General features: G+C 68.6%; 13 protein-coding genes. 5 read left to right on the forward strand and 8 right to left on the reverse strand.

The features are described from left to right. Positions 1-26: 26 nt before the first annotated feature. Entirely contained in the window at positions 27-266 is a 240-nt protein-coding gene (locus AC07AG_RS37235; RefSeq protein WP_478760991.1) for a DUF397 domain-containing protein, read from the reverse strand. Continuing rightward, on the reverse strand, positions 263-1,090 hold the full coding sequence (locus tag AC07AG_RS37240; protein WP_478760993.1) for a helix-turn-helix domain-containing protein: 828 nt from the start codon (positions 1,088-1,090) through the stop codon (positions 263-265). The genes AC07AG_RS37235 and AC07AG_RS37240 overlap by 4 nt, the downstream gene beginning before the upstream one ends. Positions 1,091-1,201: 111 nt before the next feature. Between AC07AG_RS37240 and AC07AG_RS37245 the strand changes: the two genes are divergently transcribed. Beyond that, a complete protein-coding gene (locus tag AC07AG_RS37245) occupies positions 1,202-1,633 on the forward strand; it encodes an ATP-binding protein (RefSeq protein ID WP_478760994.1) in 432 nt (143 codons plus the stop codon). Here the strand turns inward: AC07AG_RS37245 and AC07AG_RS37250 are convergent. Then, on the reverse strand, positions 1,626-2,288 hold the full coding sequence (locus AC07AG_RS37250; RefSeq protein ID WP_478760996.1) for a hypothetical protein: 663 nt from the start codon (positions 2,286-2,288) through the stop codon (positions 1,626-1,628). The genes AC07AG_RS37245 and AC07AG_RS37250 overlap by 8 nt on opposite strands. A 240-nt stretch (positions 2,289-2,528) precedes the next feature. Between AC07AG_RS37250 and AC07AG_RS37255 the strand changes: the two genes are divergently transcribed. Together AC07AG_RS37255 and AC07AG_RS37260 are read left to right on the forward strand one after the other, a co-directional pair. Further along, positions 2,529-4,583, forward strand: coding sequence for a trypsin-like serine peptidase (locus AC07AG_RS37255; RefSeq protein WP_478760998.1), 2,055 nt, complete (start codon positions 2,529-2,531; stop codon positions 4,581-4,583). A gap of 101 nt (positions 4,584-4,684) precedes the next feature. Then, positions 4,685-6,331: a M1 family metallopeptidase gene (locus tag AC07AG_RS37260; RefSeq protein WP_478761000.1), complete on the forward strand. Its 1,647-nt coding sequence runs from the start codon at positions 4,685-4,687 to the stop codon at positions 6,329-6,331. A 5-nt stretch (positions 6,332-6,336) separates the two neighbouring features. Here the strand turns inward: AC07AG_RS37260 and AC07AG_RS37265 are convergent, their stop codons facing one another. Then, complete coding sequence (locus AC07AG_RS37265; protein ID WP_478761002.1) at positions 6,337-6,708, reverse strand: hypothetical protein; 372 nt, start codon at positions 6,706-6,708, stop codon at positions 6,337-6,339. Further along, positions 6,705-7,370 carry a TetR/AcrR family transcriptional regulator gene (locus AC07AG_RS37270; protein WP_478761004.1) on the reverse strand — a complete coding sequence of 222 codons (666 nt, stop codon included), beginning with the start codon at positions 7,368-7,370 and terminating at the stop codon, positions 6,705-6,707. Before AC07AG_RS37270 ends, AC07AG_RS37265 begins: the two co-directional genes overlap by 4 nt. A 70-nt stretch (positions 7,371-7,440) precedes the next feature. On the opposite strand from AC07AG_RS37270, the gene AC07AG_RS37275 reads away from it, so the two are divergent. Further along, entirely contained in the window at positions 7,441-8,118 is a 678-nt protein-coding gene (locus AC07AG_RS37275) for an O-methyltransferase (protein ID WP_478761006.1), read from the forward strand. Between the two features lie 78 nt (positions 8,119-8,196). On the opposite strand, the gene AC07AG_RS37280 is transcribed toward AC07AG_RS37275, so the two are convergent. Then, entirely contained in the window at positions 8,197-9,012 is an 816-nt protein-coding gene (locus tag AC07AG_RS37280; RefSeq protein WP_478761008.1) for a hypothetical protein, read from the reverse strand. Positions 9,013-9,146: 134 nt separating this feature from the next. Further along, on the reverse strand, positions 9,147-13,019 hold the full coding sequence (locus AC07AG_RS37285) for a GH92 family glycosyl hydrolase (RefSeq protein WP_478761010.1): 3,873 nt from the start codon (positions 13,017-13,019) through the stop codon (positions 9,147-9,149). 245 nt (positions 13,020-13,264) lie between these two features. Between AC07AG_RS37285 and AC07AG_RS37290 the strand changes: the two genes are divergently transcribed. Further along, positions 13,265-14,512, forward strand: coding sequence for a cytochrome P450 (locus AC07AG_RS37290; protein WP_478761012.1), 1,248 nt, complete (start codon positions 13,265-13,267; stop codon positions 14,510-14,512). A 92-nt stretch (positions 14,513-14,604) separates the two neighbouring features. Here the strand turns inward: AC07AG_RS37290 and AC07AG_RS37295 are convergent, their stop codons facing one another. Beyond that, complete coding sequence (locus tag AC07AG_RS37295) at positions 14,605-14,997, reverse strand: nuclear transport factor 2 family protein (protein WP_478761014.1); 393 nt, start codon at positions 14,995-14,997, stop codon at positions 14,605-14,607. Between the last annotated feature and the right edge of the window lie 99 nt (positions 14,998-15,096).

Here is a 15,096-nt window from a genome sequence, read left to right on the forward strand (position 1 = left end):
TCAGGGGTCCGCCGGAGTGCACCTGGTTATTCGGGCAGGGCCAGGAAGGCGGTCCAGGCTTCCGGGGCCACGGTGAGGTGGGGGGCGTCTTCCGGGTTCTTGGAGTCGCGGATGTGTACGGCGGTGGGGTGGGCGGCGAATTCCAGGCAGTTGCCGCCGTCGCTGCCGCTGTAGCTCGACTTGTGCCAGGCGTAGGCGACTTCGAGGCACTGGCCGCCTTGTTCGCTGCTGTAGCTGGACTTGAACCACTGCAATGCCGCGTTCATTGCTCTCCTAGCAAACGGTCCAACAGGGCCCTCGTTTCCTCGGGGTTGAGGGCCTGTGTCCGCAGCATCGCATACTTGCGCTCCAGAATGGACACCTCATCAGGGTCGGCAATCAGCTGGCTGCCTCGCTGAGCTTCGGTGTAGCCGAGTCGCTGATGGTCCGGGGTCTCAATCAAGGTGAACGGCCCCGACAACCCCGCGTGGTAGCTGCGGCCGACTGGCATGACCTGGAGGGCAACACCCGGCAGAGCAGCCGACTCTCGCAGGCAGCGCAGCTGCTCGACGTACACCTCATCGCCGCCGAGATGGTCCAACAGCGTCACCTCGGAGATGATGAAGCTGATTGTCGGCGGTTCTTTGCGGTGGAGGATCTCCCGGCGCTCCATCCGTGCTGCAACGCGCAATTCGATCTCGTCCTCGGTGAGCGCAGGGACCTCGTTCTGGAACACGCCCCTTGCATAGTCCGGGGTTTGCAGCAGTCCAGGCAGAACCTGGTTGTCGTACCAGGACAGCGTGAGCGCCTCGCGCTCCAGATCCATGTACTCCTCGGCCCACCGAGGAACCAGATCCACCTCCGGCATATTGTCGACGGCCGTCTCCAACGTCCGGTTGGTGCCGAGGAGTTCGTCCAGCTGCACCGCCAGGTCCAGCTTGAGGGGCCGCCGCCCCTGCTCAATAGACGCAATGTGTTCCTCGCCGACGACGAACCTCTCGGCCAGCGACTTCTGTGTGTACCCGGCCGCCTCGCGGTGGACGGCGAGCAGTGCGCCCACCATCCGCACCGCCGAGGCATTCCTCCGTGACCGTCGTTTTGGGCTGTTCATACGGTCCAACTCCCCATCAAGCGCCGTACGTTCACGCAGCGAACCCGTACAGACCGGCTGTACGGGTTCACCTACTGCTTCATGATGGCCACGGAGTGTGACTCTCGTCACGTGAATGACGAAACTCCACTCCCGTCCCGGCGGGACCCCCGCGAGCGCTTCTACCGGCGCGAACGTCAGTCCGTACCCGCCGCCCGCGCCTTCACGCGCGCCGCGCTCGTCGGCTGGGGGATCCGTGACCGCGCGGACGACATCACTCTCTGCGTCAGCGAGTTGGCGACCAATGCCTTGCTGCACGGCGTCCCGCCCGGACGCGGATTCCGGCTCCACCTCCACCGCGAGGGCGACGTACTCCGCGTAGAAGTGCACGACAGTGGCGGCGGGTGGCCCCGACCCGGCGCCGACGCGGACGGGGATGCCGAGTCGGGGCGCGGGCTGCTGCTCGTGGCGGCTCTCGCCGACAAGTGGGGGGTCGTGGAGCGCGACCCCGGGAAGGTCGTCTGGTGCGAGTTCGTTCCGGCCGACGCCGGAAGCCTCACGTAGCGCTCAAGTCCCTTTCGGCGCGGCTGCCTTGGTCCTCGCTGGTCACGGTGACGGATTCCGCGCCCTCGTCGCCGTCCCACCAGTCGGCGAACGCCTCGCTGAGGGCGTCGACCTTCTCCTGGGTCCCGTTGTCCTTGTGCGTGACGTAGTCGGTCGAGACCGTGACGGCGCCGGAGCCCTTCGCCCCGTATCCGACGCTGAGTTCGGTGATGTGCGGGGCGAGGTGCTTGCCGTTCGGGGAATTCTTTGCGGTCCAGGAGCGGAAATCCTTGAGGAGGTTCGACGGGTCGTCGCCGTCGTACAGCGTGGTCTTCTTCGCCGTCTTTCCGCCCTGCCCGAGGAAGTGCGCACGTCCGGCTGCCGGGTCCTCGTCCCACCATTCCGTGAACGCCTTTGCCAGCGGGCCGACTTGGTCCTCCGCCTCGCCCCACGGGCCGTAGTCGGTGAGGACCTTGGCCACCCCCTCGCGGTCGCCGGACCGGTAGCCGAGGCTGACGTTCAAGGCGTGGCCCGCCAAGTCGTCGTCGCGCTCCGAGTCATTCGTCTTCAGCCACGTACGGAACCCGAGCAGCAGGTTGGGGTTGTCCTCCGGGTGCTCCTCCGCGTCGCCCGCGGAACACCCCACCGTCACGAGCAGTGCCCCCGCCGCGAACACCCCCGCACGCGTTCCGGTTCGAGTGAATCGCCCCGCCTTCCCCACTGCCTTCTCCGATCAACCAGCCGGTGCAATACAACAATTACGGGGCAAGTCGCAAGTTCCACCCCAATCGACACATCGTTCGATCTGTGCGTAACGTACCTTCTCGATTGATCTGTACCAATCGGACCCCGGGTGACCAGGGGTCCGTTTTTGTGGGGGAACACAACAGTGAGAATGAAACGCAGCCTGACTGCGATGGCCGCCGCGGCAGCGATCCTTGCCGCCGCGGGCCCTGCCTGGTCCGCCCCGGACCCGACGCCCACGCCGACGCCGAGCGCGGCCACACCGACACCGGCGCCGACCACGGCTCCGACTGCGGTCCCGACCCCGACCCCGACGTCGACACAGAGCCCGACCTCGGTGCCGACCCCGTCGAAGTCACCCTCGAAGTCGCCGTCCCAGGCCCCGGAGCAGGACCCTGACCAGGCCCTGGCCCGCGAGCTCGAGAAGTTCTGGACGCCCGACCGCATGGCCGAGGCGAAGCCGGTCGAGGAGCAGCAGGTCCGCGAGGCCGCGGCGGCCGAGGACGCCAAGAGGGACGCCGAGCGGGACTCCCAGAAGGACGAGGAGGACGCGGCGCCGCGCGAGCGCGACGGCATGCTGCGCTCGCCCTCGCACACCTTCAAGGGCATCAAGGAAGTCGGCACCTTCTACTGGGCGCAGAAGGCGGGCAACGACTACCCGGACCGCTACGACTACCGCTTCTGCGGCGGCACCGTGGTCCCGTCCCCGGGCAAGAACCTGGTCGCGTCGGCGGCGCACTGCTTCGACAGCAACGACCAGAAGTCGAACCTGGTCTTCGTGCCGCAGCACAGCGCGAAGAGCCCGATGCCGCACGGCATGTACCCCATCAAGAAGGGCCACATCTTCAAGGACCCCGGCTACACCGGGTCCAAGAAGAGCGAGGAAGACTTCACGGACGTCGACGTCGCGTTCCTCGCCACCGAGCCGCGCAGCGACGGCAAGGAGGTCGAGAGCGTCGTCGGGGCCATCCCGATGGGCTTCAACACCGGCTTCAGCCACACCGCGCACGCCATCGGCTACCCGTATCTGTACGGCGGCGGCAACTACAAGCCGAAGCAGGACCCGCTCAGCTGCACCACGCCGACGAAGAAGTACACCTCCGGCAACGCCAAGGACAGCGGCGGCAGGCTCTGGCGCGGCGGCACCTTCACGGAGATCAACTGTGACGGCTACGTCGGCGGCACCTCCGGCGGCCCCTTCATCACCGCGGGCGGCGAGTCGGCCAAGCTGATCGGCGTCACCGGCGGCTGGATGACCGGCGGCCACAGCGCCAACACCTCGTACTCGTCGTACTTCGACGACGACGTGAAGCGGATCTACGACGCCGCGAAGGCGGGCAAGCAGCCGGCGAGCATCAACCCGCCGCCGATGGCCGATCCGGTCCTGCCCGGCGCCGGTACGTGGAAGCACGCCAACGCCATAGCCAACGGCTACTTCGCTCTCGACGGGCCGGTCTCCGACGACCGGATGGACATGTTCGTCATGTGGTCGGACGGCGAGCTGAGCATCTACCGCGGCGCGGGCAAGGCCAAGAACCACTTCGACAAGGAGTTCAAGGTCCAGGGCCCGAACGCCCTGTGGCGCGACCACGCCAAGCAGGTCGTCGCGGGCGACTTCACCGGTGACAACGGCTCCGACCTCATCGTCCGCTGGTCGGACGGCGAGGTGACGCTCTACCCGTCGGTCGACGAGAAGGGCTTCCACGGCGAGTACCAGCTGGCCGCCGCGAACGGCACCTGGAAGCACGCGGAGGCGATCACATCGGGCCGCTTCGGCGGCAACAAGTGGCAGGACGACCTCGTCGTGCGCTGGTCGGACGGCGAAGTCACGCTCTACCAGAACACCGGCGACAACAAGAAGCTCGGCAAGGAGATCAAGGTCGTCTCGCCGGGCACGTCGGAGGCCGGTACGTGGAAGCACGCCACCCAGATCACCGCGGGCGACTACTCGGGCGACGACACCTGGGACCTGGTCGTGCGCTGGTCCGACGGTGAGCTGACCCAGTACCAGGACTTCACCGGCACCGGCTCCTCCTGGGGCGAGCACAAGTGGCAGGCCCCGAACGGCCTGTGGAAGCACGCCCTGCTCGTCAGCGGCGGCGACTTCACCGACAACCCCTGGGCCGACGACACCATCGTGCGCTGGTCGGACGGCGAACTGACCCTCTACGCCGACGGCAACGCCTCCGGCATCGGCTCGGAGAACCAGCTCGTGGCGCCCGCGTAACCGCGGGCGAAGCCCCTTGAGCGTGGGGCATGAGGGGCGGCGGCAACCTCGGGGAGCCTCCGCCCCTCTTCCCCTGCGGACGACCGGATGGAGACCCCACCATGAACCGCCCCGCCGTGCTCCTGTCCGCGGCAGCCGTCTGCCTCGCCCTGGCGGCGTGCGACACGAAGCGCCCGGCCGACCCGGACACCGCCGTACGCGAGCCCCACCACCGCCTCCTGCAGGAGTTCCGCTCCTGGGCCCGTGACACCGGCGAGTCCCGCACCGCACGCCACGCGCAGGCCGTGTACACGGTCGAACTCACCGACTCCGACGCGGATTCCTACGACGTCGAGGTGCAGACCGACCTCTCCGCGAAGTCGGCCGAGGCCAAGCGGCTCTCCGCGCTCTTCCGCACCTGGTGGGACGGCGACGACGGCGACGGCACCGTGCGCGACCTCGTCATGCTCGACGCACGCGGGAACCGCGTCGACGACCACCTTTTCCCGGCGCTCGGCAACAGCGGCTACGACGTCACGCACTACGCCCTGACCCTCGACTACACCCCGGACGGCAACCACCTGACGGGCACCGCCGTGATCACCGCACGGGCCACCGAGGACCTCTCCCGCCTCAGCCTGGACTTCACGGGCCTGCGCGTGCGCCACGCCGACGTCGACGGCTCCGACGCCCGCTTCAGCAGGAAGAAGAACAAGCTGACGCTCACTCCCGAGCGGTCCATCGGCAAGGGGAAGACCTTCAAGACCACCGTCCGGTACGGCGGGACGCCCAAGATGCTCACGGCGGCCGACGGCGGCGACGAGGGCTGGATCGAGACGGACGACGGCGTGGCGGCGCTCGGCGAGCCCACCGGATCCATGACCTGGTTCCCCGGCAACCACCACCCGTCCGACAAGGCGACGTACGACATCGACGTCACCGTGCCGTCCGAGTACACCGCGGTCAGCAACGGAACCCTGCGCGAGACCCGGCAGCGGGGAAAGCGCACCACCTTCCGCTGGCACAACCCCGAGCCCATGGCGAGCCATGCCGCGACCGTCGTCACCGGCATCTTCGACATCTCCACGGGCAGGGCGGACGACGGCCTGCCCGTCTACACGGCCGTCGACCCCGACGAGGCGGACGGGTCCGTCGACGTCCACGACCTGGTGCCCGAGGTCGTCGACTGGGCCACCGACCGCTTCGGCCCCTACCCCTTCTCCTCGACCGGCGCCGTCGTCGACCACCTGCCCGATCTCGGCTACGCCCTGGAGACGCAGACCAAGCCGTACTTCGAAGAGGCACCGGACACCCGCCTGGTCGTCCACGAACTGGCCCACCAGTGGTTCGGGAACTCCGTCACGCCCCGCGCCTGGCAGGACATGTGGCTGAACGAGGGCTTCGCCACCTATGCCGAGTGGCTGTGGGACGAGGAGCACGGACACCGCACCGCCCAGGAGACCTTCGACTCCTTCTACGACGGCTCGCACCCGGAGAGCGAGGGCATCTGGGACTTCCCGGCAGCCGACCCGCCGACCGCGACGCGGGTCTCCGACTCACCGGTGTACGGCAGGGGCGCCATGACGCTGCATCAGCTGCGCAAGGCCGTGGGCGACCGCACCTTCTTCGCCGTCCTGCGCACCTGGACGCGCGAGCACCGGCACGGGAACGCCGACACCGAGCAGTTCATCGCGCTGTGCGAGAAGAAGTCGGGGAAGGACCTCTCGGACCTGTTCGAGACGTGGCTCTTCTCGGCGGACAAGCCCTAGGACTCTCAGGCAGGGACGAAGACGTCCTCGTGGGCCCCGTCGAGGATGAACCCGTTGTCGAAGCGGACCCGCACGCTCACGCGATGCCCCCGTTCCTGGAAGGCGGTCCACGCGGGTTCCAGAGAGCCGACCTTCTCTTCGAGCTGCCTCCTGCTCTCCGTGGGCATCGCGGACCCGAAGGAGTCGAGCAGCGACTTGAGCCGCTCGTACTCGCGCACGTCGTCGCTCTCGTCCTGGAGGCCGACCACCTGCTCGACGGTCCCACAGGTGCCCGCCGCCAGGGACAGGAACCCGACGACGACCCCCGACACCTCGGCCGAATCGGTCAGCCGGGTGTCCGCTGCCAGCACCACCCGCTGGCCTGCCTGCAGAGTCATCGGCTCCCCATCTCCCCTGCGTCGGCTGCGTCCGCCACGTCCGCGCGGCGCAGGAACGCATCGACGAGGCGGTCGGTGAAAGCCTGGTCGACGGGTTCCGCCGTCACCAGGACGCGGTGGTAGACCGGTCCCACGAGCTGGTCGATCTCCGCCGCCATGTCGAGTCCGGCGGCGAGCTGGCCGCGTGCCACCGCGCGTTCCAGCGGGAGCCGGTCGCGTCGGCGCTGTTCGTCGAGGTACCCCGACCGCAGGGCGGCGGCGAACGCGGGATCGTGCTGGGCGTGCCCGATGAGGGCCTTGAAGACGGCGCCCGCGTCGGACCGCGTGAGGAACAGGGCCAGTTGGCGCAGGTGGGCGCGTAGGTCCGGGGCCAGGTCGCCGTGGTCCGGCGGGGTCAGGGCTTCGGCCGCGTCCTGGAGGAAGGCGTCCAGGAGGATGTCGGTCTTGGTCTTCCACCAGCGGTAGACGGTCTGCTTGGCGACGCCCGCGCGTGCGGCGATGCCCTCGATGGTGACGCCGGTGAAGCCCTTCTCGACCAAGAGGTCGTCGGCCGCCTCCAGCACTGCCTGCCGGGCCTGTTCGCTGCGGCCGTGCCGGTTGCCGTGGTGGCGTGGCGCCGGCTGCGGCCCGGCCGCCGCCGCGGCCGTACTTCCTCGTTCCATGTCTGCCTCCTGGGGCCAGAGTAGGCCAGAACCGCTAGACGCAACGCAACGGTGCGTCTAGCCTAGGTTCATGACATCCACCAGCGCCCCCACCACCAACACTCTCGAAGACCCCCGTGTCGCCTCCGCCCTCGACCGGATGTTCCGGCAGGCCGAGCAGGACGAGGTGACCAGCAGGCGGATCCGGGCGGAGTGGCCCCAGGGCTCCGCGCCCCTCAGCCCGCAGGAGCAGGCCGACGCCAAGGCGGAGGTGTACATGCCGATCTCCGCCCAGGGCGGCCGCCTCCTCTACAACCTGATCCGGGCCATCCGCCCCGCCACCGTCGTCGAGTTCGGCACGTCCTTCGGCATCTCCACGCTCCATCTCGCCGCCGCGGTGCGCGACAACGGGACGGGGCGGGTGATCAGTACGGAACTGAGCGCCGCCAAGGCCGCGGCCGCCCGCCGGACGTTCGCCGAGACGGGTCTCGACGACCTGATCACCGTCCTCGAAGGCGATGCCCGCGACACCCTCGCCGCAGACGCGGGCTCCGTGGACTTCGTCCTCCTCGACGGCTGGAAGGACCTGTGCCTGCCCGTCCTGCGACTCCTCGAACCACGCCTCGCGCCCGGCACCCTCGTCGTCGCCGACGACGTCGACCTGGAGGACCTCGCGCCCTACCTCGGCTACGTCCGTGACCTCCAGAACGGCTACCAGAGCGTCACGTTCCCCGTGGAGGACGGAATGGAGATCAGTTGCCGCCTCTAGACCTGCGGTTCCGGACCTGTGGTTCCGGATCACGACATCACGCGGGCCCTAGGAGCGGTCGAGGTCGCGGCACGTGCGCTAGTCCGGGAGCAGGGGCCTGAACACGACCGCGTAGAGCTGGCCGCCGCTCCTCCAGAGGGTGTTCCGCCGTGCGCCCAGGGCGAGTTGACGAGCGCGTACGAGATCCTTCCCCGTCACCACCGCGCACCGGCCCTGCAGGGTCTCCGCCCCGGAGGACAGGGGGCGAAGGGGCCAGGGCCGTGCCGCGGGGTCGTCGGCGCCGACCCCGCCGGTGGCGAGAATCGCCAGGGCGGTCGGTCGGTAGGCGGTGGCCCCCGGCGGGGGAGTGTCCGAAGGCGCGGGCGGGACCCGCGTGCGTACGAAGTCCAGGACGCGGCCCCGGTCACCTTCGCCCCCTGCTTCGGGCGCGGTGACGCACGTGCTGCGAAGGCCGCTCGGGGTGCGGTAGGCGACCGTCAGGAGGGAGGCGTCCGTGGACGTGGTGTCCTCGTGGCGCCGGGCGTGGGTGAGCCCCGCCGTGTGGGCCGCGTCGGTGAGCTCGCGGTAACGGGCGGGCAGTAGGCGGTAGTTGACGGCTGTGCGCAGGGCGCCCGAGGTCCGGGCGGGGGCGATCACGTGGCCGCCGCCGTAGAGGGAGAAGCGGGGCAGATCGCCGCGCTCCCAGGGACGGGGTGCGCTGTGGAGCTCCTGGACGCGCAGGACGAGCGTGCCGGGGTCCGAGGGCGGGGCGGGCGCCGGTGGGTCCCCGGCCTCCGTGCCGCAGGCGGCCACGGCCACCAGCAGGAGCAGGAGCGGGAGCAGGACGGCAGGGCGGAGCAGGGAGCCGCGCACGCGGGTGGGACGAGGGGGTGTTCCCGCCGGTTCCATCCGCATGCACGGCTCATCTATCCCTGGGGTGGGTGAGGACAGGGGGGTTCCGGCCAACGGTCCCGCGGCGCACGCGAGCGGGGGCGGGAGTGGACCTGCCACTCCCGCCCCCGCCTCACGCGGTGCTCCGCCGAGCCCGGTCAGCTCAGGAGCTCGACCTCCGCGAGCGTCGCTGACCCTTCCGGCACGAGCCGGTAGTGCCGGTACGTCCCCGGATCGTCGACCGTGAAGACCCGCGTCTGGTGATCCCAGGCGAAGGACTCGCCGGACCGCTTGTCCAGCTCCTTCCACTTCTCGCCGTCGGCGGAGCCCTGGAGCACCCAGCCGCGCGGCGCCTTCGCCTTGTCGGCCGCCGAAGTCAGCGTGTACTGAACGGCCTTGGTCTCCTTGGCGACCGGCAGATCCACGGCTGCGTCCGAAGTGGCGTCCGTGGCCGAGGTGTTGTCGAAGAGCGCGCCGTCACCCTTGATGGCGTCACCGCGCGGCGACGGCACCTTGTCGTCCTGCGTGACCGACGTCGGCTGGGCGTTCTTGCCCGTGCCCCAGGCCGACGGCTTCGGCCCCATGTCGAACTCCAGGACACCGCCCTTCGCGATCTCCTTGTGGGGCAGGGCGGTTGAGGTCCACTTCTTGCCGTTGACCTTCAGGCCCTGGACGTACACGTTCTTCGCGCTGTTCTTCGGCGCCTTGACGACCAGGTCGCGCCCACCGTCCAGGTGGACGGTCATCTTGGTGAACTGCGGTGAGCCGATGGCGTATTCGCCGCTGCCCATGACCAGCGGATAGAAGCCGAGCGAGGAGAAGAGGTACCAGGCCGACTGCTCGCCGTTGTCCTCGTCGCCGTGGTAGCCCTGCCCGATCTCGCTGCCGGTGTAGAGGCGGGAGAGGACCTCGCGGACCTTCTCCTGTGTCTTGGACGGCTCACCGGCCGCGTCGTACATGTAGGCGGCGTGGTGGGCGACCTGGTTGGAGTGCCCGTACATGCCCATGCGTACGTCGCGAGCCTCGGTCATCTCATGGATGACGCCTCCGTAGGAGCCCGCGAACTCGGCGGAACCGGTCTCCGGAGTGGCGAAGTACGTGTCCAGCTTGTCGCCGAGGCCCTTGCGCCCGCCGTAGAGGTTGGCGAGACCGCGCGAGTCCTGCGGGGCGGTGAAGGCGTAGCCCCAGGCGTTCGTCTCCGTGTAGTCGTGACCCCACACGCGCGGGTCGAACTTCTCGGACGGGACGCGCCAGTCGCCCTTCTTGTCCTTGCCCTGGAAGAAGCCCGGCGCGGTGCCTCCTCCCGCCGCCTTGTCGTCGAAGAGCTTCACGTAGTCACGGGCGCGGTTGAGGAAGTACTCCGACTCCTCCTTGTAGTGCTTCTCGCCCGTCTTCTTGTACAGGGCCTGGCCCATGCGCGCGATGCCGTAGTCGTTGAGGTAGCCCTCAAGTGCCCAGGACAGGCCCTCGTGCGTCTCGCTCGGGGTGTAGCCGAGGAAGGGCGATGTCTCCATGCCCTTGCGGCCGACGCCCGAACTCGGCGGCACGACCGTCGCGTTCTTCAGCGCGGCGTCGTACGCGTCCTTGGCGTCGAAGTCCACGCCCTTGACGTACGCGTCGGCGAACGCGACGTCCGACGAGGTGCCCGTCATCAGGTCCGCGTAGCCGGGCGACGACCATCGCGACGTCCAGCCGCCGTCCTTGTACTGCTGGACGAAGCCGTCGACCAGCTCACCCGCCTTCTTCGGCGTGAGGAGCGAGTAGGCGGGCCAGGTCGTGCGATACGTGTCCCAGAAGCCGTTGTTGACGTACGGCTTCCCGTCGACGATCTTCGCGCCGGTGTGGGTCGGGGTGTCGGGGCCCGTCTGCGGCGAGAAGGGCGAGGCGTACTGGTACTTCGACTTGCCGCCCGAAGTGACCTTCTCGAAGCCGGAGTTGGGGTAGAGGTAGAGGCGGTACAGGCTGGAGTAGAGCGTGGTCCGCTGGCCCTCGCTCGCGCCCTGGACCTCCACCTTGCCGAGGATGTCGTCCCAGCTCTTCTGCGCGCCGTTCTTCACGCGGTCGAAGGAGGTGCCGGACGGGATCTCGCGGTCGAGGTTGGCCTTGGCCTGGTCGAGGCTGATGAGCGAGGTGGCGAGGCGCAGGTTGACCGTGCGGTCCTTGCCCGCCTTGAAGCGCAGATAGCCGGTGACGTCACCGCCGCCACCGCCTTCGAGCTTGCCGCCCGCGGTGACGGGCGAGTCGAAGGTGCCGTACACGAAGAGGCGCGTGGCGCCGGTGGAGAGCCCGGACTTGACGTCCGAGAAGCCGCTCACGATCCCCTTCTCCTCGTCGAGGGTGAGGCCGCCCTTCTCCGAGACGTTGTCGAAGATGACGCTCGCGTCGTCACCGGGATAGGTGAACTTCATCATCGCGGCGTGGTCGGTCGGGGCCATCTCGGCCTTCAGACCGTTCTCGAACGTCACGCCGTAGTAGTGCGGGCGTGCCGTCTCCTTCTCGTGCCTGAAGGGCAGCGCGCGCTTGGTGCGGGACGCCGACGGGGTGTCCTTGTCGACCGACGGCATCATCTGGAAGGTCTGCCGGTCGCCCATCCACGGGCTCGGCTCGTGGCTCGCGCTGAACGCCTGGATGGTCGGCAGGTTGTCCGAGTTGTTGCCGCGGGCGTAGTCGTAGAGCCAGCTCAGGGAGCCGGCGTTGGTCACCGGCGTCCAGAAGTTGAAGCCGTGCGGCACGGCCGTCGCCGGGAAGGTGTTGCCGCGCGAGAAGCCGCCGCTGGAGTTGGTGCCGCGGGTGGTGTCCGCGTAGTCCGAGGGGTGGGCCTTCGGCTTCGCCGGGGCCTTCTCCTTCAGGGACACGTCGTCCACCCAGCCGCGGAACTTCGCCGGGCCCTTGGGGGAGTCGTAGGCGAGGAGCACCCGGTCCACGGTCTTGCCGCCCGCGACCTGCCCGATCCGCGAGGCCACGTTGTTCCACTGGTTGACGTAGAGGCCCTTCGCGGCGCCCTGTCCCTGCGGATTCAGCGGGAAGCCGTGCTGGTCCATGGCCTTGAGGTCACTCAGATAGGTGCCGTCGGTGAAGGCCAGGTCCATGGACACGTTCGTGGCGTCGTAGTCGAGGTCGCCCTCCGCCATGGACGGGAAGACCCGGTACGACAGCTCGGTGTCACGCCGCACCGCGACGTTCACGTCGAAGACCTTGTTGTACGAGTAGCCGCGGCCGTCCGCCTTGTGGGTGCCCGCGTAACGCATCGCGTGCTTGCCGGTGAACCCGGCGCCCGACTTCGCGGTCGGGGAGCCGCTGGGGCCGCGGTCCACGAGGGAGAGCATGTCCTCGGGGACGGGCGCCTCGCCGCCGCCGACGGAGAGCTGGACGTCGGCGAGCTGGAGGGCGTCGGACGCGCCGTTGTTGGCGGTGATCTCCAGGCGGAAGTGCGCGTACGCCGTGTCGTTCCGGACGTCGTACTTCTTCGTCTGGTGGCGCTTGTCGAACGCCTCACCCTTGCGGGTGTCGAGGACCTTCCAGTCCTTGCCGTCCGTGGAGCCCTGCAGGGTCCAGTCCTTGGGGTCGCGCTCGTCGTGGTCGTTGGCCGACGTGAGCGCGTACGTCACGACCTTGGCGGGTTCGTCCAGGTCGAACTCCGCCCACCCGGTCGGCTCGAAGGAGAGCCACTTGCTGGTGGGCTCACCGTCGACGAGATTCTCCTTGACCTCGCCGCCGCCCGCGTTCTCGTCGCTGGCGCGGACCTCGGTCACGTGGTCGTTCACACTGCCGGGGATCCCCGAACTGAACGCGCCGTTGACGCCGGCGGTCCGCTTCTTGCCGTCGGGGCCGGTCTCCACGGTGTTCAGCCAGTCGGGCTGGGCCTCGCCCTCCTCGAACGAGGAGACGAACTCCTTAGCCGCTTTGGGTGGTTCCTCCGGTTTGGCGACGGCGGCGCCCTGCGCTGTCGCGACGAGCGTGAACGCGGCCGCTCCCAGGATCGCGGCCGAACGGTGGTGTCTGAAGCGAGGTCTGCGTGATCTGTGCGGCATCCCCGAACCCCTCCCTGCGAGTTGGACAACGTTGTCACATCGCTGCGCAAGGTCCAGTAGGTCCGCAAGGGGCCAGTGGTGTCAAGGCTGTTGGAGCGACAGCTGGACGCAGAACCAGCAATTCAGGAGAACAACCTCGGCACCTCACGTACTTACGATGCCGACGTACCCTGGCCGGCCGTGCCATCACGATGGCTGCTGCGGCACGCCGACAGGCAACCGCTTCTGTCGTGAGGAGTCAGAGAATGAGCCCTGGCACAGCTGGGTCCACCGTGCTCGCGCAGCAACACCCGGAGGCCGAGCAGCTCTATTTCCAGCTGCTGAGCGCCCCGCCGGCCGACCCCTTCCCGGACTACCACCGCCTGCGTGAGATGGCTCCCGCCCTGCTCACCAGTGACGGCAGCACTCTGGTGCTGACCCGGCACCAGGACGGCGACGCCGCACTGCGCAACCGCAATTTCGGCAAAGGTGACGAATGGCTGCGGCTCCATGTGAAGGACATACCGGAGGCCGAGCTGCGACCGGTCATGGAGCGCATGCAGCGCAGCATGATCCTGACCAATCCGCCGGACCACACCCGGCTGCGCCGCGTGGTCAGCTCGGCCTTCACGGCCCGGCATGTCGCGGCTCTGCTGCCTTCCATCGAGCGCTGGAACAATGAACTCATGGACCGGCTCGTGGCGGATCCCGGCGGCGACTTCATGGCCGCCTTCGCCATGCCGCTGCCGGTACATGTCATCTCCGACCTGCTGGGTGTCCCCGAGTCCGACCGGGCACGGATCGCGCCGGCCATCCATGACATGGGACTGCTCATCGAGCCGGCCGCGACCTCCGACGAGATCGTGCAGGGCGCCAGGGCTGAGAACACGCTGGCCGCGTACTTCTCCGAGCTGCTCGCCGACAAGCGCAAGAACCCGTGCGACGACATGCTCAGCAGGCTCATCGCCTCCGAGGCGGACGAGGTGCTCGACGAGACGGAGGTCATCGCCACCGCGATCCTGCTCTTCGCAGGAGGGAACAAGCCAACCGCCAACATGCTCGGCAACGGCCTGTACGCGTTGCTGGAGACGCCGGGTGCGCTGGAGCGGTTGCGTGCGGACCGCACGCTGATCCCTTCGGCGGTGGAGGAGATGCTGCGCTACGACGCACCCGCTCATGTCGACATCATCAGTGTCCTCAAGCCGACGACCTTCCTCGGGGCCGATCTGACGGAGGGGCAGAACGTCATCATCATGCTGGGTGCGGCCAATCGCGATCCGGAGGTGTTCGCCGAGCCCGACACCTTCGAGGTGGGTCGCGGCGAGAACCCGCATCTGTCGTTCGCGGCGGGGCCCCACTACTGCCTGGGCGGTCCGCTCGCCCGCATCGAGGGCGAGGTGTTCCTGAACCGGCTGCTCGACCGGTTCAGCGGTGTGACGCTGGGGGAGCCCGAGCGTTGCCCGGGCCTGGGGCACCACGGATTCGAGAGCCTGCCTATCACCCTGCACGCCTGAGGGTGCTCCGGCCCCTCCTCGCCTGCCGTGGCGGGTGCGGGCCTCTCTCCGCGCACGGCGGTTGCGCGGGGAGAGGCCGTGCGCGAGCCGGCCTAGGCCTCGTGTGCCCTGGTCAGCTGATGGATGCGGCGGACGCGCCGTCCGTCGTCCGCGAGTTCGGCGAACACGTAGAAGTCCACATCCATCGTGCCCCCCGCCTTCATCACCGCGTGGAAGGTGAGGCGGGCTGCCACCGACGACCCGCTGTGCACGGCCTCGTGCACTTCGTAGTGCCCCTTCTCGAAGGTCTGCCGGGCGGTGGGGGCATGCTCGGCGAGCTGCTGTCGGTTCATCTCGGAGCCGTCGGCGATCTGTACGAAATCCGGCGTGTAGAAGCGGTCAATGCTTTGCTGCGGATCTTCGCTCCCGAAAATAACCTCCTTCACGTACGAATTGAAGAATTCGGAGACAAAGGATTCGGGGGTGCGGTCGCTGTCGACTGTCATGCCGTTCCTTCCGGTTCTGCTCGTCGATGAGTGAATACCCTCCCCAGGTATACACCGCAAGTCCCGGACCGGCAAAGGGGGTTGGAAGTGATGACGGCT

The sequence above is a fragment of the Streptomyces sp. NPDC044044 genome (genome assembly GCF_056434405.1).